At 71.1% G+C, this 24,660-nt stretch carries 27 protein-coding genes; 9 read left to right on the forward strand and 18 right to left on the reverse strand.

Annotated elements, in window-relative coordinates:
• Nucleotides 1-77: 77 nt before the first annotated feature.
• Together WU80_RS09940 and WU80_RS09945 are read right to left on the reverse strand one after the other, a co-directional pair.
• Nucleotides 78-761, reverse strand: coding sequence for a TIGR02234 family membrane protein (locus tag WU80_RS09940; RefSeq protein WP_055404125.1), 684 nt, complete (start codon nt 759-761; stop codon nt 78-80).
• Nucleotides 754-2,292 (reverse strand): anthranilate synthase component I, encoded by a 1,539-nt coding sequence (locus WU80_RS09945; RefSeq protein ID WP_055404124.1) that lies wholly within the window; start codon nt 2,290-2,292, stop codon nt 754-756. Before WU80_RS09945 ends, WU80_RS09940 begins: the two co-directional genes overlap by 8 nt.
• Nucleotides 2,293-2,343: 51 nt before the next feature.
• Here WU80_RS09945 and WU80_RS09950 point away from each other — a divergent pair, with 51 nt between their 5' ends.
• On the forward strand, nt 2,344-2,814 hold the full coding sequence (locus tag WU80_RS09950) for a peroxiredoxin (protein WP_055404123.1): 471 nt from the start codon (nt 2,344-2,346) through the stop codon (nt 2,812-2,814).
• On the opposite strand, the gene WU80_RS09955 is transcribed toward WU80_RS09950, so the two are convergent.
• Nucleotides 2,804-3,898 carry a calcium:proton antiporter gene (locus tag WU80_RS09955; protein WP_055404122.1) on the reverse strand — a complete coding sequence of 365 codons (1,095 nt, stop codon included), beginning with the start codon at nt 3,896-3,898 and terminating at the stop codon, nt 2,804-2,806. The genes WU80_RS09950 and WU80_RS09955 overlap by 11 nt on opposite strands.
• Nucleotides 3,899-4,003: 105 nt before the next feature.
• Between WU80_RS09955 and WU80_RS09960 the strand changes: the two genes are divergently transcribed.
• Complete coding sequence (locus WU80_RS09960; RefSeq protein WP_055404121.1) at nt 4,004-5,521, forward strand: serine/threonine-protein kinase; 1,518 nt, start codon at nt 4,004-4,006, stop codon at nt 5,519-5,521.
• On the opposite strand, the gene hisI is transcribed toward WU80_RS09960, so the two are convergent.
• Genes hisI through hisD form a run of 8 tightly spaced genes read right to left on the reverse strand, consistent with a single transcriptional unit; the run spans nt 5,518 to nt 11,889 of the window.
• A complete protein-coding gene (hisI, locus tag WU80_RS09965; protein ID WP_055404120.1) occupies nt 5,518-5,865 on the reverse strand; it encodes a phosphoribosyl-AMP cyclohydrolase in 348 nt (115 codons plus the stop codon). The two genes, WU80_RS09960 and hisI, sit on opposite strands and share 4 nt — an antisense overlap.
• A complete protein-coding gene (hisF, locus tag WU80_RS09970) occupies nt 5,862-6,647 on the reverse strand; it encodes an imidazole glycerol phosphate synthase subunit HisF (protein ID WP_055404119.1) in 786 nt (261 codons plus the stop codon). Before hisF ends, hisI begins: the two co-directional genes overlap by 4 nt.
• A 1-nt stretch (nt 6,648) precedes the next feature.
• Complete coding sequence (locus WU80_RS09975; protein WP_055405754.1) at nt 6,649-7,449, reverse strand: inositol monophosphatase family protein; 801 nt, start codon at nt 7,447-7,449, stop codon at nt 6,649-6,651.
• A gap of 7 nt (nt 7,450-7,456) precedes the next feature.
• Nucleotides 7,457-8,191 carry a bifunctional 1-(5-phosphoribosyl)-5-((5-phosphoribosylamino)methylideneamino)imidazole-4-carboxamide isomerase/phosphoribosylanthranilate isomerase PriA gene (priA, locus tag WU80_RS09980; RefSeq protein ID WP_055404215.1) on the reverse strand — a complete coding sequence of 245 codons (735 nt, stop codon included), beginning with the start codon at nt 8,189-8,191 and terminating at the stop codon, nt 7,457-7,459.
• Nucleotides 8,191-8,814 (reverse strand): imidazole glycerol phosphate synthase subunit HisH, encoded by a 624-nt coding sequence (gene hisH, locus WU80_RS09985; protein WP_055404213.1) that lies wholly within the window; start codon nt 8,812-8,814, stop codon nt 8,191-8,193. The genes priA and hisH overlap by 1 nt, the downstream gene beginning before the upstream one ends.
• Nucleotides 8,811-9,443 (reverse strand): imidazoleglycerol-phosphate dehydratase HisB, encoded by a 633-nt coding sequence (gene hisB, locus WU80_RS09990; protein ID WP_055404211.1) that lies wholly within the window; start codon nt 9,441-9,443, stop codon nt 8,811-8,813. Before hisB ends, hisH begins: the two co-directional genes overlap by 4 nt.
• A complete protein-coding gene (locus WU80_RS09995) occupies nt 9,440-10,576 on the reverse strand; it encodes a histidinol-phosphate transaminase (protein WP_055404209.1) in 1,137 nt (378 codons plus the stop codon). The genes hisB and WU80_RS09995 overlap by 4 nt, the downstream gene beginning before the upstream one ends.
• Nucleotides 10,573-11,889: a histidinol dehydrogenase gene (hisD, locus tag WU80_RS10000; protein ID WP_156349631.1), complete on the reverse strand. Its 1,317-nt coding sequence runs from the start codon at nt 11,887-11,889 to the stop codon at nt 10,573-10,575. The genes WU80_RS09995 and hisD overlap by 4 nt, the downstream gene beginning before the upstream one ends.
• A 105-nt stretch (nt 11,890-11,994) precedes the next feature.
• Here hisD and WU80_RS10005 point away from each other — a divergent pair, with 105 nt between their 5' ends.
• Nucleotides 11,995-12,417, forward strand: a complete 423-nt coding sequence (locus WU80_RS10005; RefSeq protein WP_055404207.1) for a nitroreductase family deazaflavin-dependent oxidoreductase — start codon at nt 11,995-11,997, stop codon at nt 12,415-12,417.
• 117 nt (nt 12,418-12,534) lie between these two features.
• Here WU80_RS10005 and WU80_RS10010 read toward each other — a convergent pair whose 3' ends face one another.
• Complete coding sequence (locus WU80_RS10010; RefSeq protein WP_055404206.1) at nt 12,535-13,563, reverse strand: alcohol dehydrogenase catalytic domain-containing protein; 1,029 nt, start codon at nt 13,561-13,563, stop codon at nt 12,535-12,537.
• A gap of 40 nt (nt 13,564-13,603) precedes the next feature.
• Between WU80_RS10010 and WU80_RS10015 the strand changes: the two genes are divergently transcribed.
• Both WU80_RS10015 and WU80_RS10020 read left to right on the forward strand, forming a co-directional pair.
• Nucleotides 13,604-14,188, forward strand: coding sequence for a TetR/AcrR family transcriptional regulator (locus WU80_RS10015; RefSeq protein ID WP_055404205.1), 585 nt, complete (start codon nt 13,604-13,606; stop codon nt 14,186-14,188).
• A 123-nt stretch (nt 14,189-14,311) separates the two neighbouring features.
• Nucleotides 14,312-14,743 carry a hypothetical protein gene (locus WU80_RS10020; RefSeq protein ID WP_055404204.1) on the forward strand — a complete coding sequence of 144 codons (432 nt, stop codon included), beginning with the start codon at nt 14,312-14,314 and terminating at the stop codon, nt 14,741-14,743.
• A 14-nt stretch (nt 14,744-14,757) separates the two neighbouring features.
• On the opposite strand, the gene nadC is transcribed toward WU80_RS10020, so the two are convergent.
• The 3 genes from nadC to nadA are packed head-to-tail and all read right to left on the reverse strand — an operon-like array spanning nt 14,758 to nt 18,238.
• Complete coding sequence (nadC, locus tag WU80_RS10025; protein WP_055404198.1) at nt 14,758-15,609, reverse strand: carboxylating nicotinate-nucleotide diphosphorylase; 852 nt, start codon at nt 15,607-15,609, stop codon at nt 14,758-14,760.
• The gene (locus tag WU80_RS10030) at nt 15,609-17,192 is read right to left on the reverse strand and encodes an L-aspartate oxidase (RefSeq protein ID WP_055404197.1); all 1,584 of its coding nucleotides are present in this window, start codon (nt 17,190-17,192) and stop codon (nt 15,609-15,611) included. The genes nadC and WU80_RS10030 overlap by 1 nt, the downstream gene beginning before the upstream one ends.
• Nucleotides 17,189-18,238, reverse strand: coding sequence for a quinolinate synthase NadA (gene nadA, locus WU80_RS10035; protein ID WP_055404196.1), 1,050 nt, complete (start codon nt 18,236-18,238; stop codon nt 17,189-17,191). Before nadA ends, WU80_RS10030 begins: the two co-directional genes overlap by 4 nt.
• 46 nt (nt 18,239-18,284) lie before the next feature.
• Between nadA and WU80_RS10040 the strand changes: the two genes are divergently transcribed.
• Together WU80_RS10040 and WU80_RS10045 are read left to right on the forward strand one after the other, a co-directional pair.
• Nucleotides 18,285-18,995, forward strand: a complete 711-nt coding sequence (locus tag WU80_RS10040) for an NUDIX domain-containing protein (protein ID WP_055404195.1) — start codon at nt 18,285-18,287, stop codon at nt 18,993-18,995.
• 187 nt (nt 18,996-19,182) lie between these two features.
• Nucleotides 19,183-20,523 carry a lipase family protein gene (locus WU80_RS10045; protein ID WP_055404194.1) on the forward strand — a complete coding sequence of 447 codons (1,341 nt, stop codon included), beginning with the start codon at nt 19,183-19,185 and terminating at the stop codon, nt 20,521-20,523.
• On the opposite strand, the gene WU80_RS10050 is transcribed toward WU80_RS10045, so the two are convergent.
• From WU80_RS10050 to bioB, 3 genes are read right to left on the reverse strand one after another with little or no spacing between them, the layout of a single operon-like run.
• Entirely contained in the window at nt 20,518-21,150 is a 633-nt protein-coding gene (locus WU80_RS10050; RefSeq protein WP_055404193.1) for a DUF2567 domain-containing protein, read from the reverse strand. The genes WU80_RS10045 and WU80_RS10050 overlap by 6 nt on opposite strands.
• The gene (locus WU80_RS10055; RefSeq protein WP_055404217.1) at nt 21,147-21,374 is read right to left on the reverse strand and encodes a hypothetical protein; all 228 of its coding nucleotides are present in this window, start codon (nt 21,372-21,374) and stop codon (nt 21,147-21,149) included. Before WU80_RS10055 ends, WU80_RS10050 begins: the two co-directional genes overlap by 4 nt.
• A gap of 14 nt (nt 21,375-21,388) precedes the next feature.
• On the reverse strand, nt 21,389-22,423 hold the full coding sequence (bioB, locus tag WU80_RS10060) for a biotin synthase BioB (protein ID WP_055404192.1): 1,035 nt from the start codon (nt 22,421-22,423) through the stop codon (nt 21,389-21,391).
• Between the two features lie 130 nt (nt 22,424-22,553).
• Between bioB and WU80_RS26095 the strand changes: the two genes are divergently transcribed.
• Together WU80_RS26095 and WU80_RS10065 are read left to right on the forward strand one after the other, a co-directional pair.
• Complete coding sequence (locus WU80_RS26095) at nt 22,554-22,724, forward strand: hypothetical protein (RefSeq protein WP_197281283.1); 171 nt, start codon at nt 22,554-22,556, stop codon at nt 22,722-22,724.
• 88 nt (nt 22,725-22,812) lie between these two features.
• On the forward strand, nt 22,813-24,657 hold the full coding sequence (locus tag WU80_RS10065; RefSeq protein ID WP_055404191.1) for a hypothetical protein: 1,845 nt from the start codon (nt 22,813-22,815) through the stop codon (nt 24,655-24,657).
• The last annotated feature ends 3 nt before the right edge of the window (nt 24,658-24,660 follow it).

Below are 24,660 nucleotides of genomic sequence, written 5' to 3' on the forward strand. Positions count from 1 at the left end.
CGCGGTCACCCATCGCCAATCTGGTAGCCGATTGCGACGACGTGAATGAAGGGTAGCGGCACTCGGCTCGCGGCCCGTCACCGACCCTCGGTGTCCGACTTGCGATCGGTCGGGTCCCCCGTCGGGTCGGCGCCCTCGTCAAGCGCGTCCCAGATCATCCGCTCCGACATTTCCGGCGTCTCCGGCTGCTCCAGCATCGCGCCGTCACCCCCGTCGCGTAGCACATTCGAGCGGCGCGTCGCCGGCGCCGCATACTTTTCCGCGCTCAACCGGGCCGACCCGGAGTCTCCGGCCGACCGCAACAGCAGCACCGCCGCGACCAGGGTGCACACCGCGGCGGCCACCGCGATGCCCGCGCCCCAGTACCGGCGTTCGCTGCCGACCAGCGACATCACCGCGACGTGCGCCAGATCCGCCCCGCGCACCGCGACGTCGGGCAGCGCCCACAAACTGACCCCGAGATATCCGACCGCCAGGCTGGCCAGCGCCAGCAGCCCGGCCAGCACCCGCAGCTGCCAGCCGCGCACCGCGATCGCCGCCACGGCCGTCGCGAGCATGAGCACCGCCAGCGGCACCAGCGCCGTCGACCAGGCCGCACCGGACAGCGTCACCTCGCGCGGCGGACCCAGCCCGTCGAACGACCGGATCACCACCCACGGCAGCCGTGACGCCGCCCATAACGCCGCCGCGGATGCCACCAGCAACACCTGGGCCACCCGGACGGCCAGCCGGGCCCGCCGATTCGGCCGCGCCTCAGTCATGGTGACCGGTGTCGGGCGCGGTCAGGGTCTCGGCGGCGGCGATCGCGTTGAGCACGGCACGCGCCTTGTTGGAAGCCTCGGTGTACTCGTACGGACCGTTGGAGTCGGCCACCACCCCGCCGCCGGCCTGCACATAGGCGGTGCCGTCGCGCATCAGCGCGGTGCGGATGGCGATCGCGAAGTCGGCGTTGCCGGCGAAGTCGAGGTAGCCGACCACGCCGCCGTAGAGGCCGCGGCGCGTCTTCTCCACCTCCTCGATCAGCTCCATGGCGCGCACCTTCGGCGCGCCCGACAGCGTGCCGGCCGGGAAGCAGGCCGTCACGGCGTCCAAGGCGGTCCGGCCCTCGGCGAGCATCCCCGTCACCGTCGACACCAGGTGCATCACGTGGCTGTAGCGCTCGATGTGGCTGTAGTCCTCGACGCGCACGGTGCCCGGCGCGCAGACCCGGCCAAGGTCGTTGCGGCCCAAGTCAACCAGCATCAGGTGCTCGGCCCGTTCCTTCTCGTCGGCCAGCAGCTCCTTCTCCAGCAGCTGGTCCTCCTCGTCGGTCTGCCCGCGCCACCGGGTTCCGGCGATCGGATGCGTCATCGCCCAGCCGTCGTGCACGGTGACCAGCGCCTCCGGGCTGGAGCCGACCACCGAAAAGTCGATTCCCCCAGCGCCGTTCGGGACATGCATCAGGTACATGTAGGGGCTGGGGTTGGTGACGCGCAGCATCCGGTACACGTCGATCGGGTCGACGTCGGTGTCCATCTCGAAGCGCTGGGACGGCACCACCTGGAAGGCCTCGCCTGCGGCGATCTGCTCGACGAGGTAGTCGACGATCTTGCCGTACTCCTCGACGCTGCGCTGCGCGCGATAGCGCGGCTCGGGCCGGTCGAACGTGCCGACCGTGGACGGCAGCGGCTGGCCGAGCGCCGCGGTCATCACGTCCAGGCGGGCGACCGCGTCGTCGTAGGCCTCGTCGACCCGCTCGTCGGTGCCGTTCCAGTTCACCGCGTTGGCGATCAGCGTGATGGTGCCCTCGTGGTGGTCGACGGCGGCCACGTCGGTGGCGAGCAGCAGCAGCATGTCCGGCAGGTGCAGGTCGTCGACGGCCAGCTCGGGCAGGCGCTCCAGGCGCCGCACCATGTCGTAGGCGAACAACCCGACCATGCCCCCCGACAGCGGCGGCAGCCCGGGCAGCGCCGCGGTGGCCAGCAGCTCCAGGGTGGCCCGCAGCGCGTGCAGCGGGTCGCCGCCGGTGGGCGCGTCCTGCGGCGCCGCGCCGAGCCAGACCGCCTCGCCGTCGCGGACGGTCAGCGCCGACGGCGCCCCGGCGCCGATGAACGACCAACGCGACCAGGATCGGCCGTGCTCGGCGGATTCCAGCAGGAACGTGCCCGGGCGATTGGCGGCGAGCTTGCGGTAGGCCGACAGCGGCGTCTCGCTGTCGGCCAGCACCTTGCGGGTCACCGGAACCACCCGATGCTCGGCGGCGAGCTGGCGGAAGTCCTCTCGTGAGGTCGTCGCGGCGAGGTGGGCGTGCACCGAACCATCCTCGCAGATGCATTTGCCCAGCCCGGGCGTAGCCTGACGCCCATGAAAACTGGTGACACCGTCGCGGACTTCGAACTTCCCGACCAGACGGGAACGCCCCGCAAGCTCAGCGACCTGCTTTCCGGCGGGCCGGTGGTGCTGTTCTTCTACCCCGCCGCGATGACGCCCGGCTGCACGAAGGAGGCCTGCCACTTCCGGGACCTGGCCGCCGAATTCGCCGCCGTGGGCGCCAACCGGGTGGGCATCAGCGCCGATCCGGTGCAGAAGCAGGCCAAGTTCGCCGACCTGCAGAAGTTCGACTACCCGCTGCTGTCGGACACCGAGGGCACCGTCGCCACGCAGTTCGGCGTCAAGCGCGGCCTGCTCGGCAAGCTGCTGCCGGTCAAGCGCACCACCTTCGTCATCGACACCGATCGCACCGTGCTCAACGTGATTTCCAGCGAGTTCAGCATGGACACGCACGCCGACAAGGCGCTCGAGACGCTGCGCGGCCGGTCGGCGCCTACGGGCTGATCGCCAGGAACACGTACGCGGCGAGCAGCACCAGATGCAGCTCGCCCTGCAGCCGGGTGGCGCGCCCGGGCACGACCGTCAGCATGCTGATCACGACGGTCAGCGCCAGCAGCACCAGCTGAATGGGGCCCAGGCCGAGCACCAGGGGCCCCTTGAGCCAGATGGACGCCAGCGCGATCACCGGGATGGTGAGCCCGATGCTGGCCATCGCCGAGCCGTACGCCAAGTTCAGGCTGGTCTGGATGCGACCCTGGCGCGCGGCGCGCGCGGCCGCCAGGGTCTCCGGCAGCAGCACCAGCGCGGCGATCACCACGCCGACGAAGGACTGCGGAAACCCGACCGCGGTCACCGCGCGCTCGACGGCCGGCGATTCCTCCTCGGCCAGCCCCACCACCGCGACGAGCGCCACCAGCAGCAGCCCCAGGCTGCCCAGGGCGGCGCCGCGGCTCGGCGGTTCGGCGTGGCTCTCGTCCTCGAACAGCCGCTTGCGCTGGCCCTTCTGGGCGATCGGCAGGAAAAAGTCGCGGTGGCGCACCGTCTGGGTGAAGACGAACACCAGGTACACCAGCAGCGACGCGACCGCCGCGAACGCCAGCTGGCCGGGCGAGAACTCCTTGCCCACTTGGCTGGTGGTGAACGCGGGCAGCACCAGGCTCAGCGTCGCCAGCGTGGTGACCGTGGCCAGCGCGGCGCCACTGCCCTCGGCGTTGAACAGCGTGACGCCGTAGCGCCGGGAGCCGAGCAGCAGCGACAACCCCGCGATGCCGTTGGTGGTGATCATCGCCGCCGCGAACACGGTGTCCCTGGCCAGCGTCGCGGCCTCGTTGCCCCCGGACGCCATCAGCGAGACGATCAGGGCCACCTCGATCACCGTCACCGCCGCCGCGAGCACCAGCGAGCCGAACGGCTCCCCGACCCGGGCCGCGACCACCTCCGCGTGATGCACGGCGGCCAGGACGGCGCCGATGAGCAATGCCGCCGCCAGCGCGACCAGCGTCGGGCCCAGCTTCTCGCCCCAGATCACGGCCAGCACGGCGACGGCAAGCAGCGGCACGACCGCGGTCCACGACACCCGTCTCAACATCGACCGCCATTCTCATCGAAGGCACCCGATCGGTCGACTTCTCCCCGCCCGATCACGGTCCTGAATTACCGGCCCGTGCAACGGTGGCCTCAGTAGCATGCTCACATGCCGACGACCGAAGGCCTCGCCGAAGGAGATGTGTTCGCCGGTTACACGATCGTGCGGCGCCTGGGGGTCGGCGGCATGGGGCAGGTGTATCTGGCGCAGCACCCGAGGCTGCCCCGCCGCGATGCGCTCAAGGTCCTGCCCGGCGAGCTGACCGAGAACGACGAATTCCGCCAGCGCTTCAACCGCGAGGCCGATCTGGCCGCGAACCTGTACAACGAGCACATCGTCGGGATCCACGACCGCGGGGAATACGAAGGGCAACTGTGGATTTCGATGGACTACGTCGAGGGGACCGACGCAGCACAGCTGCTGCGCGAACAGTATCCGTCCGGCATGCCCGCGGCCCACGTCGTCGAGATCGTCTCCGCGGTGGCCGACGCGCTGGATTACGCGCACGCCCGCGGACTGCTGCACCGTGACGTCAAGCCCGCCAACATCCTGCTGGGCTCCCCGCAGGCGGGCAGGCGCCGGATCCTGCTCGCCGATTTCGGAATCGCCCGCGAGCTGGACGAGATCAGCGGGCTCACCGCGACGAACATGTTGGTGGGCACCACCGCCTACTGCTCCCCCGAGCAATTGCAGGGCGCGGAGCTGGACGCCGGCACCGACCAATACGCGCTGGGCTGCACCGCGTACAACCTGCTGACCGGCACGGCGCCGTTCCACCACTCCAACCCCGCCGTGGTCATCAGCCAGCACCTGTCCGCGCCGCCGCCGCGCCTGAGCCAGTCGCGGCCCGACCTGGCCGCGCTCGACCCGGTCATCGCGAAGGTCCTCGCCAAGCACCCGAGCGAGCGGTACGCCAGCTGCGCGGATTTCGCCGCCGCGCTGGCCGGGCGCCTCGACGGCGCGGGACGCACCGAAGTGATCGCCGCGCCCACCGAAGTCATCGCGTCAACGCCGGATGTCCGCGCCCCCGAGCCCGAAACCCCTTCCGCACCAATGGAAACCGCGCCATCGCCGCCGCGGGGCGGCCGGTCGGGCTCGACGACACTGGTGGCGGCGCTGATCGCCATCGCGCTGGTCGGAATCGCCGCCGTGGTCGGCATCCTGCTGGTTCGCGGCCACGCCAACCAGCCGAACACCAATCCCCCTCCGACGTCGGCGGGCGGGCCGACTCCGGCCCCCACACTCAAGCTGTCGGGGCAACTCACCGATCGGGCGGGCGTGCTCGGCCCGCTCGAATCCGACGCGGTGAACCGGGCGCTGACCAAGCTCTACGACGGTCGGGGCACCCGGCTCTGGGTGGTCTACGTCAACGACTTCGGCGGCCGCAAACCCTTCCGATGGGCCGAAGACACCATGCGCGCCAACGGTTTCACCGACAGCGACGCCATCCTGGCCGTCGCCACCGGCGAGTCGACGTTCTCGTTTCGAGTGCCGGACGCGGTGGTCAACAGGACGGCCATCGACGTCGAACTGATCCGTCGCCGCATCGAGCCCGCCGTGGCGCGGCACGAGTGGGCCCGCGCCGCGATCGCCGCGGCCAACGGGCTGGACTCGGTGCCGGGCTAGGCCTCGGGTTGCAGCAGCACGTCGGCGTCGAAGCAGCTGTGGTCGCCGGTGTGGCAGGCGCCGCCGACCTGGTCGACCGTCAGCAGCACGGCATCGCCGTCGCAGTCCAGTCGCACCGCGTGCACGTATTGGGTGTGCCCCGACGTCGCCCCCTTGACCCACTGCTGGCCGCGGGACCGCGAAAAGTAGGTTGCCTCACGGGTTTCCAGCGTCCGTTCCAGCGCGGCGTCGTCCATCCAGGCGACCATCAGCACGTCACCGGTGCCGCGCTCCTGCACCACGGCTGTGAACAGGCCGTCGGCGTTTCGCTTCAGCCGCGCGGCGATCTGCGGGTCGAGCGTCATCGCACGGTGATCCCTTCCGCCGCCATGGCCGCCTTCACCTGCCCGATGGTCAACTCACGGAAGTGAAAGACGCTGGCCGCCAACACCGCATCGGCGCCCGCGGCGACGGCGGGTGCGAAGTGCTCGACGGCGCCTGCGCCGCCGCTCGCGATCACCGGCACCGTGACCGCCGAGCGCACCGCTTTGAGCATCGGCAGATCGAACCCGGCTTTGGTGCCGTCGGCGTCCATCGAGTTCAACAGGATCTCGCCCACCCCGAGATCGGCGCCGCGCGAGGCCCATTCGACGGCGTCGATCCCCGTCCCACGGCGCCCACCGTGGGTGGTGACCTCCCAGCCCGACGGTGTCGGCGGCGAGTCGGGCGGCACCGTGCGGGCGTCCACGGACAGCACGATGCATTGCGAGCCGAACTGCCTTGCCATTTCCTCGAGCAGGTCGGGCCGGGCGATGGCGGCGGTGTTGATCGAGACCTTGTCGGCCCCGGCGCGCAGCAACACGTCGACGTCGGCCACCGTGCGCACCCCGCCGCCGACGGTCAGCGGGATGAACACCTGCTCGGCCGTGCGCCGCACGACGTCCAGCATGGTCGATCGCTCGGACGACGACGCGGTCACGTCGAGAAAGGTCAACTCGTCGGCGCCCTCGGCGTCATAGGCCGCGGCGAGCTCGACGGGATCACCCGCGTCGCGCAGGTTTTCGAAGTTGACGCCCTTGACCACCCGGCCGGCGTCGACGTCCAGGCACGGGATCACCCGCACCGCAAGGCCACTGGCGGCGGACATGTCAGTAGTCCTCCGGCCGGCCGGTGCCGCGCAGCAACTCGAGTATCTCGGCGTGCGCGGCGGGCCCCGCCGCCAGCGCGGAGTCGGACGTGGGCGTCCAGTGTTCGCCGTGGATGTCGGTGACGACGCCGCCGGCCGCCCGGACCAGCGCGACCCCGGCGGCGTGATCCCACACGTGCCCGCCGAAACTGATCGAGGCGCCGAGGATGCCGTCGGCCACGTAGGCCAGGTCCAGGCCGGTCGAACCGTGCATGCGCAACCGCGAGGAGACCCGGCTGAGGTTCTCCAGCACCGCGATCCGGTACCGCCCGGGGAACCGGCCCCGCGCATCGGCGCTGAACGAGCCGGCGCCGACGAGCGCGTCGGACAGGTCGACGGGGGCCAGGGACGGTTGCGCCGCACCGTTTTTCATCAGGGGGCCGCCGACCACCGCCGTGTAGCGCTGGTCCACGAACGGCAGCCAGGTCAGCCCGGCCACCGGATCGCCGTGGTGCAGCAGGCCCAGCAATATCCCGGCCATCGGCGACCCGGCCGCGTAGTTGAACGTGCCGTCCACCGGATCGAGCACCCACACCCATTCCGAGTCGACGTCGGCCCCGCCGTATTCCTCGCCGTGCACACCGATCCCGGTGGTCTCCTCCAGCGCGCCGACCACCTGCCGCTCGATCGCCAGATCGACGTCGGTGGCGAAGTCGTTGCCCTTCTTCTGCACCGCCGAATCGGCGCGGTGGCCGGCGACGAACGGCTCGGTGGCGTCGTCGAGGATGGCCGAGGCCTTGGCCACCAACGCGTCCAGGTCCATCGCGGCCCTACCCGGCCACCGCGGCCAGCGCCTGCGGCAGCGTGAACCGCCCGGCGTAGAGGGCCTTTCCGACGATGGCGCCTTCCACCCCGTGTTCGGTGAGGGTGGCGATGGCGCGCAGGTCGTCCAGGCTGGACACCCCGCCGGAGGCGATCACCGGCGCTTCGGTGCGGTCGGCGACGGCGGCCAGCAGGTCGAGGTTGGGGCCGCCGAGCGTGCCGTCCTTGGTGACGTCGGTGACGACGAACCGCGAACACCCTTCGCCGTCAAGGCGTTCCAGCACTTCCCACAGGTCGCCGCCGTCGGTCTCCCAGCCGCGCCCGCGCAGCCGGTGCTGCCCGTCGACGATCTGCACGTCCAGCCCGACGGCGACCTTGTCGCCGTGTTCGGCGATCGCCCGCGCGCACCACTGCGGGTTTTCCAGCGCCGCGGTGCCCAGGTTGACCCGGGTGCAGCCGGTCACCAGCGCGGCGGCCAGGGAGTCGTCGTCGCGGATGCCGCCGGACAGCTCCACGTTCACGTCGAGCTTGCCGACCACCTCGGCCAGCAGCTCGCGGTTGGAGCCGCGCCCGAACGCCGCGTCCAGGTCCACCAGGTGGATCCACTCGGCGCCGTCGCGCTGCCAGCCCAGCGCGGCGTCCAGCGCCGAGCCGTACTCGGTCTCGCTGCCGGCCTTGCCTTGGACCAGCCGGACGGCGCGGCCGTCGACCACGTCGACCGCGGGGAGCAGAATCAGCGGCATTACGACAGTCCCTCAATCCAGTTGCGCAGCACGGCCGCACCGGCGTCGCCGCTCTTCTCCGGGTGAAATTGGGTGGCCGACAACGGCCCTAGCTCGACGGCGGCCAGGAACGGCACCTGGTGGGTGGCCCAGGTGAGCACGGCCTCGGGCGATCCCTCCCAGCGCTGCGCCGCGTAGGAGTGCACGAAGTAGAACCGGGTGTCGGCGTCCAGCCCCTTGAACAGGGCGGTGCCCGCGCCGGCGTCGACCACGTTCCAGCCCATGTGCGGAATGACCGGGGCGTCCAGCCGGGTGACCGCGCCCGGCCACTGGCCGCAACCCGTTGTCCGCACGCCGAATTCGACGCCGGTGGCGAACAGGATCTGCATGCCGACGCAGACCCCGAGCACCGGGCGCCCGGCGGCCACCCGGTCGGCGATGATGCGGTCTCCCCCGACCTTGCGCAGGCCGGTCATGCACGCCTCGAAGGCCCCGACGCCGGGCACCACGAGGCCGTCGGCGGCCGCGCCGGCGTCGGCGTCGGCGGTCACCTCGACCGACGCGCCCGCCCGCTGCAGCGCGCGCTGGGCCGACCGTAGGTTGCCCGAGCCGTAATCCAGGACGACGACGGATGGTGTTGTCACAGAACACCTTTGGTGGACGGCACGTCCGACACCCGCGGATCGGGCTCGACGGCCTGCCGCAACGCGCGGGCCACGGCCTTGTACTGCGCCTCGGTGATGTGGTGCGGGTCGCGCCCGTACAGGACGCGCACGTGCAGCGCGATACGGGCGTTCATCGCCAGCGACTCGAACACGTGCCGGTTGATGACGGTGTGGTAGGGCACCGAGCTGCCGGCGATGGTGGTGTGCCGCAGGTGATCCGGCTCGCCGGTGTGCACGCAGTAGGGCCGGCCGGACACGTCGACGATGGCGTGGGCCAGCGTCTCGTCCATCGGGATGAAGGCGTCGCCGAACCGCCGGATCCCCTTCTTGTCGCCGAGGGCCTGCCCCAGCGCCTGGCCCAGCGCGATCGCGGTGTCCTCGATCGTGTGATGCCCCTCGATCTCGACGTCGCCCTTGGTGCGCACGCTCAGGTCGAAGCTGGCGTGGGTGCCCAGCGCCGTCAGCATGTGGTCGTAGAAGGGCACGCCGGTGTCGACGTGGACCTGGCCGCTCCCGTCGAGATCCAGCTCGATGACGATGTCGGATTCCTTGGTGCGGCGCTCGATACGCGCGCGCCGCGTCGCTTTTCCTGCTTCGGTGGTGGTCACGGGGCTCCTACTGGGGTGGCTGGGGCGAGTTCGGTGGCGGCGATCGGGGCGCTGGCCCGCAGGAACGCGTCGTTCTCCTCGGCGAGTCCGGTCGTGGCGCGCAGATAGCCGGGGATCCCGACGTCGCGGATCAAGATGCCGGCCTCCAGATAGCGCCGCCACGCCGCGGGAGCGTCGGCGAACTGCCCGAACAGCACGAAGTTCGCGTCGCTGGGGATCACCCGAAAACCCATGCGCGTCAACGCGTTCGAGACGCGTTCGCGTTCGGCGATCAGCGCCGCGACGCTGCTCAGCGTGTCGTCGGCGTGCCGCAACGCGGCCCGCGCCGCCGCCTGGGTGACCGACGACAGGTGGTACGGGAGCCGCACCAGCAGCATCGCGTCGATCACCGCGGGCGTGGCGATCAGATACCCGAGCCGCCCGCCGGCGAAGGCGAACGCCTTGCTCATGGTGCGGGTGACGATGAGCTTGGTCGGATACTCCCGCACCAGCCCCACGGCGCTGGGCTGTGAGGAGAACTCGCCGTAGGCCTCGTCGACGATCAGGATGCCGGGCACCGCGTCGAGCAGCCGGCGCAGATCGGGCAGCGAAACGCTTTGCCCGGACGGGTTGTTGGGGCTGGCGATGAACACCACGTCGGGTCGGCGCTCGCTGATGGCGGCGACGGCGGCGTCCACGTCGAGGCTGAAGTCGTCGGCGCGCACCCCCTCCAGCCATTCCGTGCGGGTCGCGTCGGAGATGATCGGGTGCATCGAATAGGACGGGACGAACCCGATCGCGGTGCGCCCGGGCCCACCGAACGCCTGCAGCAGCTGCTGCAGGATCTCGTTGGATCCGTTTGCCGCCCAGACGTTTTCCGTTCCGATCGGCACCCCGGTCTGCGCGGTGAGATAAGCGGCCAGGTCGCGACGCAGGTCCACCGCATCGCGATCGGGGTAGCGGTGCAGGTCCGCGGCCGCCTCGGCCACCGACCGCACCACGTCGTCCACCAGCGCCCGGCTGGGCGGGTGCGGGTTCTCGTTGGTGTTCAGCCGCACCGGGACCGCCAATTGCGGTGCGCCGTAGGGCGTTTTGCCGCGCAGGTCGTCGCGCAGCGGCAGGTCCTCGAGGGTGGGGTTCTCCGGTGCGGTCATCGCTCGAACCTCCGCCGGATCGCCTCGCCGTGCGCCGGCAGGTCTTCGGCCTTGGCCAGCGTGACCACGTGGCCCGAGACGTCATTGAGCGCGGCCTCGGTGTAGTCGACGACGTGGATGCCGCGCAGGAAGGTCTGCACGGACAGGCCGCTGGAGTGGCGGGCGGAGCCCGCCGTCGGCAGCACGTGGTTGGATCCGGCGCAGTAGTCGCCGAGGCTCACCGGCGAGTAGGGCCCGACGAAAATCGCTCCGGCCGAACGGATTCGGGCGGCCACCCGCGGCGCGTCGGCGGTCTGGATCTCCAGGTGCTCGGCGGCATAGGCGTTGACCACCCGCACCCCGGCGTCCAGGTCGTCGACCAGGATGATCGCCGACTGGCGGCCGCCGAGCGCGGCGGCCACACGGTCGCGGTGCACGGTGGTGCGCAGCTGTTCGGCCACCTCGGCGGCGGTGGCGTCGGCCAGGTCGGCACTCGGGGTGACCAGCACGCTGCCCGCCATCTCGTCGTGTTCGGCCTGACTGATCAAATCGGCGGCCACGTGCGCCGGGTCGGCGGTGTGGTCGGCGAGGATGGCGATCTCGGTGGGGCCGGCCTCGGCGTCGATGCCCACCCGCGAGCGGCAGAGCCGCTTGGCGGCGGTGACGTAGATGTTGCCGGGTCCGGTGATCATGTCGACCGGCGCCAGCTCGGCGCCATCGGTGTCGGTGCCGCCGTAGGCCAGCAGCGCCACCGCCTGCGCGCCGCCGACGGCCCACACCTCGTCGACCCCGAGCAGCCGGGCGGCCGCCAGGATGGTGGGGTGCGGCAAGCCGTCATAGCGGGCCTGCGGCGGGCTGGCCACCACCAGCGAGCCGACGCCGGCGGTCTGCGCCGGCACCACGTTCATCACCACGCTGGACGGGTAGACGGCGTTGCCGCCGGGCACGTAGAGGCCGACCCGCTCGACCGGGACCCACCGCTCGGTCACCGTCGCGCCGGGGCCGAGGGTGGTGGTGACGTCGGCGCGGCGCTGGTCGGCGTGCACGGCGCGGGCGCGCTCGATCATCACCCGCAGGGCGTCGACGACGTCGGGGTCCAACCCGGCCAGCGCGGCCTCGAGCGCCGCCTCGGGCACCCGGACGGACGCCGGCCGTACCCCGTCGAACGACTCCCCGAACTCCAGCGCCGCCTCGGCGCCCCGCTCGGCCACGGCCGCCACGATCGGCCGCACCTTGGGCAGCACGCTTTCCACGTCCGCACCGCCGCGCGGCAGCGCGGCCCGCAGGCGGGCAGCCGTCAGCTCGACGCCCCGCAGGTCGATGCGGGCCATCACGGGCGCGGAACCGGTACTCATCGCCTCCATTGTCCCAGAGCAACTCAAGTCGATTTCCGACCGGTACAGTGCCGATCAAAGGCCCACACAACGCAGGGAGCCGTCATGTCCGCGAAGGATCACCCCAACAACGCCCCGGGCGTCCCCATGGTGTTCCCGCCTTGGTTCGAGCGTTTCCAGATCAAGTATTTCAACCCGGCGGTCAAGCCGATCGCCCGTTTTCTGCCCGGGACCGCGACCATCAAGCACCGCGGCCGCACCTCCGGCACGCCGTACGAGACGATCATCACCCCCTATCGCAAGGGCAACGTGCTGGCGATCGCGCTGGGCCACGGCAAGACCAACTGGGTCAAGAACGTGCTGGCGGCCGGCGAGGCCGACGTCCAGTTCGGCCGCAACCGCGTGGTGCACATCACCAACCCGCGCATCCTGCCGGCCGGCACCGAGGGTCCCGACGCCGAGCGCCTGCCGCGGATGGCCCGCATGCAGCTGCGCCGGATCGGCGTGTTCGTCGGCGACATCGCCTGACTTTCTTCACGGCGTCCCGCGTGCGCTGACGGCTTTCCGCGTGCGCTGACGGCGGGATTCCCGCGATTTCCCCGCCCTGGGCACACGCGCGAGGCCGTAAAACGCACACCCGACCACCTACGCCCGGGTGAAGACCGTCTTGCCGGTCATCGCCGGCCAGGCCGAGGGGGCGTCTTCCCAGGCGACGACGCGGTCGACGGCCGGCGCCACGTTCAAGCCGCCCGCCAGGAGCTCGAGCACCCGCGGGATGACCGTGCGCGCGCTGACGCGTCCGGTGATGAACCGCACGCCGCGCGAGTACATCGGCAGCAACGGCATCTCGACCCGGTATTCGGGGTAGATGCCGGTGTCGGTGCACACCCCGTCCGGCCAGGTCGCCCGCAGCGCCGCCGCCAGCAGCGCCGGATCGCTGGTGGTGTGCACGGTGACCGGGTAAGCGCCCCACGACTTGTCGGGTTTGGCGGCGTCGTGGGCCACCGCGCCGAGCTTCTCGGCGGCGGCCAGCCGCTGCGGGTCGGTGTCGACGTAGTCGACGTGGGCGCCCAGCGCCGCGGCGATCGCCGCCGAGTACAGGCCGATCGACAGGCGTCCGAGCACGAGGACGCGGCGATCGACCGGGTCGAGCGCGTCCAGTTCGGCACCGAACGGCCCGACGGTGCGCCAGCCGTCGGGAATGTTGTCCGACAGGGACGCGACCGAAACGGGGTCGACGCCGTCGGGCAGCGGGATCAGCATCGCGTCGGCGTACGGGACCAGCACCAGGTCGGACATGAAGCCGCCGCCGTCCAGGCCGGCGATCGGCGCCATCCCGTAGGCCGCCATGAACGGCACGGCGCTGCAGGAACCGGTGACGCCGCGGCGGCATTCGCGGCAGTCCCCGCAGTTGATCTGGAACGGCACCACGACGCGGTCGCCGACCCGGGCGCCCTTGACGGCGTCGCCGACGGCGACGACCTCGGCCAATCCCTCGTGCCCCACCGCGTACCCCGGTGGCAGCGGGAGCCGCCCGTTGCACACCGCGACATCGAGGTCGCAACACGCCACGGCCAGCGGCCGGACCAGCGCCTGCTCGGGCGCGCCGAGCTGGGGTTCGGGCACCTCCCGCCACGCGTACCGCCCGGTGTCTTCGTATGTCAGCTGCCTCATCTCTGCATTCTTGAGTGATCATTCAAGTAAAGTCAAGAGCATGCCGAGACCGGATCGCAGCCGCACCGCGTTGATCGAGAAGGCCGCCACCCTGTTTCGCCGGCAGGGCTACGCGGCGACCGGCCTGAATCAGATCCTCGGGGAGGCCGGCGTCAAGCCCGGTTCGCTGTATCACCACTTCCCGCGGGGCAAGCAGCAGTTGGCCGCGGCGGTCGTCGAGACCGAGGGGACGGGCATCGAGCAATTGCTGCGCCGGTTCTTGGCGACCGGCCGGCCGCCGGCCGACATCGTCGATCGCTGGATCGACCTGCTGGCGGCGGGGTTGGCCGGTGACCGGCGCGACGGCTGCCCGATCGAGCCGATCGCCACCGAGTCGGTGAACGCGAGCCCGCTGGTGCGCGAGGCGTCGGCGCGCGCCTTCGCCGGCTGGTGCGCGGCGGTCGAGGAACGGCTGCGCTCCGACGGCTGGGCCGGGGACGAGGCCAACCGGGTTGCGCTGGCGGTGATCTCGCTGATCGAGGGGGCACTGATCCTGTCCCGGACCTCCGGTGACGCGGGCGCGCTGGACGCGGCCAAGCCGGCGGCGCGCACGCTGCTGTCCGGCGGGGCGGCGGTGCGGGTGTGAAAACCGTGACGGCGGTTGTCAAGGTTGTTGGGGACCAAGGACTTAGGACCCTACGGCGCTTCCCGGAGCGGCGAGACGATGACAACTGCACGATCAACCCCTCTGAGCAGAAGGGATCTCCCAATGGCTGAGAACGACCTGACCGCCCGGTTCGAGAAAATCTCCACCGCCGCCAGGGAGGCGAACGACAAGGTGCGCGCGGCGGCGCAGCAAGCCCGCGAACAGGTCCAGGCCGACGCGGCCCGCGCGCGCGAAAAGGCGGACCACGCAGCCGATCACCTTCAAGACCGGGCAGTCGCCGCCCACGACGAGGCGTCGAAGCACTGGCAGGAAATCGCCGAGAAATGGAAGTCACACGTCGCGAAGATCCGCAAGGACATGGCGGAGACGAAGGCCGAGCACGAAGCCAAGGAGATGGACGCCTACGCGAACATGGCCATCGGCTACGCGCTCGACACCATCGACTTCGCCGAGGCCGCGGTCTACGAAGCGGAATACGCTGTGCTCGACGCACTTTCGGCACGTTCCGCAGCCGACGCGATGGCCCGGGGATGACCGTCCGGTAAGCCCTACATATCCAGGCCGACGTCGAGCGCGCGCACCGAATGCGTGAGCGCGCCGACGGCCAGGTAGTCCACCCCGGTGGCGGCGTACGTGGCGGCGTTGTCGAGGTTTAGCCCGCCGGAGGACTCCAGCAGGACGGCGGGGGCGCGGGCGTCGCGGCGCTGCACGGCCATCTGCGTCTGCCACACCGGGAAGTTGTCCAGCAGGACCAGTTCCGGCTTTTCGGCCAGCACCTCGTCCAGCTGCTCGAGGGAATCCACCTCGACCTCGCACGGCAGCTCCGGGGCCGCGTCGCGCACCGCCCGCAGCGCGTCGACCACCGAGCCGGCGGCCACCACGTGGTTGTCCTTGATGAGCGCCGCATCGCCCAGCCCCAGCCGGTGGTTGACGCCCCCGCCGACCCGGACCGCGTACTTCTGCAGGGCGCGCAGCCCGGGCAGGGTCTTGCGGGTGTCGCGGACCTTGGCCTTGGTGCCGTCCACGGCCGCCACCCAGGCCGCCGTCGTGGTGGCGATGCCGGACAGGTGGCAGACCAGGTTCAGCATGGTCCGCTCGGCGGTCAACAGGCCGCGGGTGTCCGCGCGCACGGTCAGCACCGGCTCGCCCGGCTGCAACCGGGCGCCGTCGTCGACGCGGTGCAGCACGTCGTAGCCCCCGGCGAGGACGGCGTCGAGGACCAGCAGCGCGACCTCGACGCCGGCGATCACGCCCGGCTCCCGGGGCACCATCGACGCGGTGGCCACCGCGCCGGCGGGCACCGTCGCCAGCGTGGTGACGTCAGGGCCGTAACGCAGGTCCTCTTCCAGCGCGCGCCGGATGGTGTCCTGGGCGGCGCTGCGTTCCTCGGGCTGCATCATCAGCCCACCGCCGCCAGCGCCTCCACCAGCACCTGGTCGTCGGCCAGCCGCAGCACGCTGCTGCGCGCCTGTTCCGGGGCCGGGTCCGGGTACTCGGCGCGGTGGTGGCAGCCGCGGCTCTCGCTGCGGGCCAGGGCCGCGGCGGTCACCGCGCGCGCGGCCACCGTCAGCGCGACGTCCTCGAAGTCGCGGCGGCCCCCGATGGCCCGGGCGGGCGCCCCGGACAGCGCGTCGGACAGCCGGTTCAGTCCTGCGGCGTCGCGCACCACCGAGACGTCGCGGCTCATCGCGACCTGCAGTTCGGCGCGCCGCGGGGCGGTGTGCACGCTCGGCTCGGGCGCGGTCGCCCGGACCCGCCCCGCCGCCACCGCGTGCGCGGCCGCGGCCTTGCCGGCCCGCCCCCCGACCACCAGGCCTTCCAGCAGGCTGTTGGACGCCAGCCGATTGGCGCCGTGCATGCCGGTGCGCGCCACCTCGCCGGCGGCGAACAGCCCGGGCAGCTCGGTCTGCCCGTGCACGTCGGTGACCACGCCGCCGCAGCTGTAATGCGCCCCCGGCACGACCGGGATGGGTTGGCGGACCGGGTCGATGCCGGCGGCCCGGCACGCGGCGGTCACGGTCGGGAAGCGGGCCGCGAACCCCCCGATACCGCGCGCGTCCAGGAAGACGCACGGGTCGCCGGTGGCCTTCAGCCGCGCGTCGATGGCGGCCGCGACGACGTCCCGCGGCGCCAGGTCGCCCATCGGGTGAACACCCGCGGTGACCGAATTGCCTTGCCGGTCAACCAGTATCGCGCCCTCACCGCGGATGGCCTCGGTGACCAACGGGCGCCGCCCGCCGGCCCCGCCACCGTAGAGCATCGTCGGGTGGAACTGGATGAACTCGAGGTCGCTGACCGCGACGCCGGCCCACAGCGCCAGGGCGATGCCGTCGCCGGTAGAGCCTTCGGGGTTGGTGGTCGCGGCGTAGAGGTGGCCGAGCCCGCCGGAGGCCAGGATCACCGCGGGCGCGCTGATGATGCCGTACCCGTCGGGGTTGCCGACCGCGACGCCGGTCACGGCTTCTCCGCCCAAGGAGCCGTCGTGCAACACGCACAGGGCGACGTGGCTGGTGCGGATGTCGAGCAGCCGGGCGGCGTGGTCGAGCGCCCGCTGCACCTCGGCGCCGGTGGCGTCCCCGCCCGCGTGCACGATCCGCCGGCGCGAGTGGCCGCCCTCGCGCGTCACGTCCCAGCGGCCGGGCACCGCCTCGTCGAATCGCGCTCCGGCACCGACCAATTCGGACACCGCGAGGTAGCCGTCGGCGACGATCGAGGTCACCGCGTCGGGATCGCAGAGGCCCGCGCCCGCGGTCACGGTGTCGGCGACGTGGGCCTCGACGGAGTCGTCGTTGTCGGGCAGGACCACCGCGATGCCGCCCTGGGCGTAGTGGGTGGCGGTCACCCCGCGCGCCTGGTCGGCCTTGCTCAGCACGACGACGCTGCGCCCGGCGCGGTGGGCGGCCAGCGCCGCGGCCAGACCCGCGACGCCGGTACCGATGACGACGACGTCGGCGCTGTGCGTCCAGGCCGGCCGGACGATCATTCGCCGCCGCCCGGTTGACCGATTGCGATCATGCGCTGCACGCTGCGCCGGCCCGCGGCGGCAATCTCGGGGTCGACGTCGACCTCGTCGGCGCCCTCCACCAGGCAGCGCAGCAGCGCCGCGGGCGTGATCATCTTCATGTACTTGCACGACGCGCGGTCGTTCACCGCGCGGAAGTCGACTTGCGGTGCGGCCCGGCGCAATTGGTGCAGCATGCCGACCTCGGTGGCGACCAGCACCTTGCGGGCCCGGGTGTGGTGCGCGGCGTCCAGCATGCCTCCGGTGGACAGGATCTTGACCCGCTCGGCCGGGAAGGCGCCTTCGCCGGCGAGGTACAACGCCGAAGTGGCGCAACCACATTCGGGGTGCACGTACAGGTCGGCGTCCGGGTTGGCCCGGGCCTGCTCGGACAGCTCTTCGCCGTTGATCCCGGCGTGGACGTGGCATTCGCCGGCCCACACGTGCATGTTCGTCCGGCCGGTCATCCGGCGCACGTGCGCTCCGAGGAACTGGTCCGGGCAGAACAAGACCTCACGGTCGGGGTCGATCGAGTTCACCACGTCCACGGCGTTGGACGATGTGCAGCAGATGTCGGTGAGCGCCTTCACCGCGGCGGTGGTGTTGACGTAGGAGACGACGACGGCGCCGGGGTGCTCGTCCTTCCAGGCGCGCAGTTCGTCGGCGGTGATCGAGTCGGCCAGCGAGCAGCCCGCCCGCTGGTCGGGGATGAGGACCGTCTTGTCGGGGCTCAGGATCTTGGCGGTCTCGGCCATGAAGTGCACGCCGCAGAACACGATGGTGTCCTCGGGCGCCTCGGCGGCGATCCGGGACAGCGCGAGCGAGTCGCCGACGTGGTCCGCGACGTCCTGGATGGCGGGCAGCTGGTAGTTGTGCGCGAGCACGGTGGCGCCGCGCAGGTTGGCCAGGCGGCGGATCTCGGCGGCCCATTGCGCGTCGCCGTCCACGCCGGCGTAGCCGGTGGGCGAATTGGTGACGTCGGCCATCATGTCTTCGGCGAGCGTGTCCATGCGATTGATAACCGTCACGGCGGCTCCTTTCAGCCCGACAGGTTTTCGACTTATAATCGAAAACATGGGCCATACTAGCACTGAACACGAGGTACTTGCGGTCGTGTTTCAGGTTCGCCAGGTAACGGCGGCACCGCGAAGACAGAAACCGCAGCTGAACGTGCTGTTGTGGCAACGCGCCAAAGACCCGCAGAAGGGCGCCTGGTCGCTGCCCGGCGGGCGGCTGCGCAACGACGAGGACATGACCACCTCGGTGCTGCGCCAGCTGGCCGAAAAGGTGGACCTCAAAGAGCTGGCCCACCTCGAGCAGCTGGCGGTGTTCTCCGATCCGCAGCGGGTGCCGGGCAACCGGGTGATCGCCTCGACCTTCCTGGGCCTGGTGCCCTCCCCCGCCACCCCGGAACTGCCGCCGGACACCCGCTGGCACCCGGTGAGTGCGCTGCCCCCGATGGCGTTCGACCACGGCCCGATGGTGGAGCACGCCCGCACCAGGCTGGTCGCCAAGATGTCGTACACCAACATCGGATTCGCTTTGGCGCCAAAGGAATTCGCTCTTTCAACGCTGCGTGACATCTACGGCGCCGCGCTGGGTTACCAGGTCGACGCCACCAACCTGCAGCGGGTGCTGGCCCGCCGCGGGGTCATCACGGCGACCGGCACCATCGCGCAGTCCGGGCGCAGCGGCGGGCGGCCGGCGGCCCTCTACCACTTCACCGACTCGAGGCTGCGGGTCACCGACGAATTCGCCGCGCTGCGGCCGCCGGGCCAGATTTGACGACCGGGGCCCGCCGCCGCCTCCACTAAACTGGACCGGAAGGTCTTCCGGGGGACGCTACTAAGGCGCCATCAGTGGCGCGTCTTACCTGCGGGCACACAGACGAACTCGCTCACACACGGCGATTACGTTTTGGTTACCTGCCGTTGGTGCGCGAGAATGCCGGATGGCCTAGAAGGGAGCCTCAATGGCTGAGCTCGGCAATCTGGCAGGCACGCGTGGCGCGGAATGGATCGCCCGGCCGCCGCACGAGGAACTGCAGCGCAAGATCCGCCCGCTGCTGCCCTCGGACGACCCGTTCTACCAGCCGCCGCTCGGCTTCCAGCACGCCGAGCCCGGGACGGTGCTGCGCTCCCGCGACGTCGAGCTCGCCTTCCTGGGGCTGATCCCGCAGCCGATCAAGGCCGTCCAGCTGCTCTACCGGACGATGGACATGCACGGCGAGCCCGAGGCGGCGGCGACCACGGTGATCGTCCCCGCCGAACTCGCCCCGGAGCGGCCCTGCCCGCTGCTGTCCTACCAGTGCGCGATCGACGCGGTGTCGTCGCGTTGCTTCCCGTCCTACGCGCTGCGACGCCGGGCGAAGGCCCTCGGATCGATCGGCCAGTTCGAGCTGTTCCTGATCGCCGCCGCGGTGGCCGAGGGCTGGGCCGTCTCGGTGCCCGACCACGAGGGGCTGCGCGGGCTGTGGGGCGCGCCGTACGAACCCGGCTACCGGGTCCTCGACGGCATCCGGGCCGCCCTGGGCTCGGAACGCCTCGGGCTGTCGCCGGCGGCGCCGATCGGGCTGTGGGGCTACTCCGGCGGCGGCCTGGCCAGCGCCTGGGCGGCCGAGATGTGCGCCGACTACGCGCCCGAACTGGACATCGTCGGGGCGGTGCTGGGATCGCCCGTCGGCGACCTGGGCAACACCTTCCGCAGGCTCAACGGCAGTTTCCTGTCGGGTCTGCCGGCGCTGGTGGTCGCCGCGCTCGCCCACATCTACCCCGAGCTGGACCGGGTGATCAAGGAGCACAGCAACGAGGAGGGCCGCGCCCTGCTCGAGTCGCTGGAGAAAATGACCACCGTGGAGGCGGTCGTGAAGATGGCCGGCAAGAACATGGGCGACTACCTCGACGAGCCGCTCGAGACCATCCTGTCGACGCCCGAGGTCACGCACGTCTTCGAGAGCATCAAGCTGGGCGCCGCCGTGCCGACGCCGCCGGTGTTGATCGTGCAGGCCGTCCACGACTATCTGATCGACGTCAACGACATCGACGTGCTCGCCGACGCCTACTCGGCCGGCGGCGCGCGGGTCACCTACCACCGGGACGCGTTCAACGAGCACATGCTGCTGCACCCGCTGTCGGCGCCGATGACGCTGCGCTGGCTCACGGACCGGTTCGACGGCAGGCCGCTGACCGAGCACCTCATCCGCACCACCTGGCCCACGATGTTCCATCCGATGACCTACGTCGGGATGGCCCGGCTGGCCAAGATCGCGGCGAAGGTCGTCTTCGGCCGCAGCATTCACCGCCGCCCGCTATGACACGGCCGCTTCGGCGGCGCCCCCTGAAGACACCGGCAACGCGGCCGACGAGCGGTCGCCCGCCGGCGGGACCCCCAGGTCGTCGCGGGCGTCCGCGGCCGCGAACACCGCATACACCAGCGCCGCGATAGCGGCCGGCCACAGCAGCGTCAGCGCCACCTGCAGCGGGTGGTCCGCGAAGAACACCGGGGGCGCCTGCACGACGTAGGCCACCGACGGGCCCTTGGCCAGCGGCACCGCATCGAAGTTCAACGCGCCGAAGCGGATTCGGACCACGGCAGCCCCGACCGCCGTCGCGACCGCGGCGGCGGTCACCAGGCCGGCCGTGAGCGCGACGACCATCCCCGGCCCGCGGCGCGCGCGCCACTGCCACGCCAGCACCGGCGCCACCACCGCCAGCACGGTCAGCAAACCCAACATCAGGCTCGGCGCGTCGAAGAAGTGCTCCGACTCGGTGCCGAGATAGTCGTGGACCCGCTCGCCGGCCCGCGTCATGGCCACCACGGCGTGGATCGGCGGGGCGATCCAGCCCCACACCCCGCCGAGCACCGCGCCGGCCGCCGCGGACCCCAGCCCGGCGCCGGCGATCGCGCGCCAGCGCGGCCTACCCGCCGTGGCCCCGGTCACCGCCGGTCCTCCAGGTCGACTGAGTCGACCTCACCGTGCCGCGAGCACCGCGCCCGCCAGCCGTCGGGGCGCACCTGCACCACCATCCGGCGCCCGCATTCGGCACAGAATCGCGGCGGCTCCAGACCCAACTGCGCGGCCGTCGGCACCGCGGTGCCCCCCAATTCGCCGGTGTAGACGTTGTAGACGCCGGCGCTGACCGGAGCGCCCAGATCCCCAACCACGGTTTCCACGCTTCTTACAGGGTGGCGTTGAGCGCCTTGATGGGCATCTGCAGGTCGTCGAGCAGTTCCAGATCGGCCTCGGCCGGCCGGCCGAGCGTGGTGAGGTAGTTGCCGACGATCACGGCGTTGATGCCGCCCAGGATGCCCTTCTTGGCACCCAGGTCGCCCAGCGTGATCTCGCGGCCCCCGGCGAAGCGCAGCATCGCGCGCGGCAGGGCCAGCCGGAACGCGGCCACCGACTTCAGCGCCTCGGCAACCGGCAGCACCTCCAGGTCGCCGAACGGCGTGCCGGGGCGCGGGTTGAGGAAGTTCAACGGCACCTCGTCGGGGCCCAGCTCGGCCAGCTCGGCGGCGAACTCCGCGCGCTGCTCGAGCGTCTCGCCCATGCCCAGGATGCCGCCGCAGCACACCTCCATGCCGGCGTCGCGCACCATCGACAGGGTCTGCCAGCGCTCTTCCCAGGAGTGGGTGGTGACGACGTTGGTGAAGAACGAGCGGGCGGTCTCCAGGTTGTGGTTGTAGCGGTGCACGCCCATCTCGGCGAGCTGCTCGACCTGCTCGGGGGTCAGCATCCCCAGCGAGCAGGCGATGTTGATCTCGACCTCGTTGCGGATCGCCTCGATGCCGGCCGCGACCTGGGCCATCAGCCGCTCGTCGGGCCCGCGCACGGCGGCCACGATGCAGAACTCGGTGGCTCCCGACTTGGCGGTCTGTTTGGCGGCCTCGACCAGGCTCGGGATGTCCAGCCGGGCGCTGCGGACCGGGGAGGCGAACAGGCCCGACTGCGAACAGAAATGGCAGTCCTCGGGGCAGCCGCCGGTTTTCAGGCTGATGATGCCCTCGACCTCGACCTCGGGTCCGCACCAGCGCATCCGCACCTCGTGGGCCAGCTCGAGCAGGTCGTCGAGCCGGTCGTCGGGCAGCTGCAGCACCCGCAGCACCTGGTCCCGACTCAGTCCCTCGCCGCGCTCGAGCACCTGTTCACGGGCCACGGCCAGGATGTCCGCGTCGTTGGCGCCGGTCACCGGTCGAGTTGCCGCTTGAGTCACCAGTACTCCCCTGCATCGTCGGGCGCCGCGCGCGCGACCCCCTGCCCCACGGTCGTGGTGGCCTGGATAAAAGTGTTCAAAGTAGGGTAACGGCCGCAGTACATGCCGTCCGCCGGGGTATCTCACCACCATGACCGATCCGCACGTCGCCTATGTGGCCCACCACATGATCCTGCTGGCGATCCCGGCGTTCCTGCCGGCGATCATCGTCGTCGGCGTGATCCTGTACGTCGCGCTGAAAGACCGCCGCTCCCCCGGCGAGTCGGAGGACACCGAGAGCCGCACCGACGAAAATCGGTGATTGATCGGCCCCTGATTTGGGCATTCCGCTTCGTGCGAGCTGCATCACAGCTCGCCAGGCGGTCGGGCGCTGTTGGGAGGGTTGGACGATGAAATCGGCGGAACTCACTTTCGTTGCCGAGGCGCCGGCGCGCGGCGCCGGCCTCAACCAGGTGATCGGGCTGTCAGTGGCGGCGGTCGTGATCGCGGCGGTCATGCTCTGGGTCGGCTACGCCCACCGCACGCATCGCATCCAGTGGCTGACCCGGGTGGCCGACAAGCTCGGCGAGAAGTTCCACCGGCCCAATTGGGTGGCGCTGCCGGTCATGATCTTCACGACGTTCATCATCTGCGCCCTGTTCGGGTTCATCTGGGACGTCAGCTGGCACATCGGCAACGGGCGCGACCCCGGCCCGCTGGCCAACCCCGCGCACTACTTCATCATCATCGGGCTGTTCGGAATCTTCGTCGGCGGCGCGGTGTCGATGGTGCTGCCGTTCGACAAGCCGGGGCCCGCGGCGGTGCGCATCACCCGCAACTGGTACGCGCCCGTCGGCGGCATCCTGATGGCCGGCTGCGGCATGTACGCGATGATCGGGTTCCCGCTCGACGACATCTGGCACCGGATCTTCGGCCAAGACGTAACCCTCTGGGGCCCAACGCATTTGATGATGATCGGCGGGGCGTGTTTCTCGCTGTTCTCGGTGCTGATGCTGGAGCGTGAAGGCGAGGCGCACGAAGCCGGGGAGGTATTCCACGGCGCGTTCATCACGTTCCTGCGGTACCTGTCCTTCGGCGGGTTGTTCATCGGCCTGTCCGTCTATCAGATCGAGTTCGACTTCGGGGTCCCGCAGTTCCGGCTGGTGTTTCAGCCGATGCTGATCGCGGCGGCGTCCGCGCTGGCGGCCGTGGCCGCGCGCCTGACGATGGGCCGCGGCGCCGCGATCATCGCGGCGGTGTTCGCCATCGCGCTGCGGGGCGCGGTTGCGGTGATTGTCGGGCCCATCCTCGGCGCCCCGATCAACTGGTTCCCGCTGTACCTCGGCCCCGCCCTCGTCGTCGAGCTGGTGGCCCTGACCCCGCTGATCAAGCGCCCGCTGGCCTTCGGCGCCGTCTCCGGCCTCGCGGTGGCCACCGTGGGGCTGTGGCTGGAGTCGCTGTGGATCGGGGCGGTCTACAACTACCCATGGCCGACCAGCATGTGGGGCGAGGCGCTGGCCATGGCGGTGCCGGTGGCCGTCCTGACCGGAACCTGCGGGGCGATGTTCGGCATGGTCCTCACCGGCGAGCGCCTGCCGGGCCGCCGGCTCGGCATCTCCGTCGTCGCGCTGACGGTGCTGGTGATCGGCGTGGCGGTGGCCAACGGGTTGCACATCACCGTGCCGAGCAAGAACACCGCCACCGTGACCCTGACGGACCAGCCGAGCCCGCCCGGGCAGCGCATGGTCTCGGCCGACGTGATGATCTCACCGACCACCATGGTCAGCGACAACCCGGACTGGCTGACGATCCTGTCCTGGCAGGGGCGGATGCAGAACCACCGGGGCCTGATGATCGACAAGCTCGCCAAGGTTGGGCCCGGGCATTACCGGTCCACCCAGCCGGTCCCGGTGTGGGGTGACTGGAAGACGCTGTTGCGCGTGCAGGACGGCCGGATGATGACGGCCGTGCCGATCTACGAGCCGGCCGACGACGCCATCCCGGCGCCCGAGGTCCCCGCGCTCGCGTCCAGCACGCGGCCGTTCGTCCTGGAGGTCACCATCCTGCAGCGCGAACGCGACCAGAGCGCGCCGGCCTGGCTGTTCACCGCCGGCGGGATCGTGGTGCTGTTCCTGACGCTGGCGGTGATCACCGCCCTGAGCTGGGGCGCGGGCCGGATCAACAACTACGACAGCCTCCCGAAGCGGCCCGAGGAACAAAAGCACCCGGTGCCCGATACGCCCCGGGCGGCGTGATCG

Source organism: Mycobacterium sp. UM_11 (assembly GCF_001414075.1).
Classification (GTDB): Bacteria; Actinomycetota; Actinomycetes; order Mycobacteriales; family Mycobacteriaceae; genus Mycobacterium.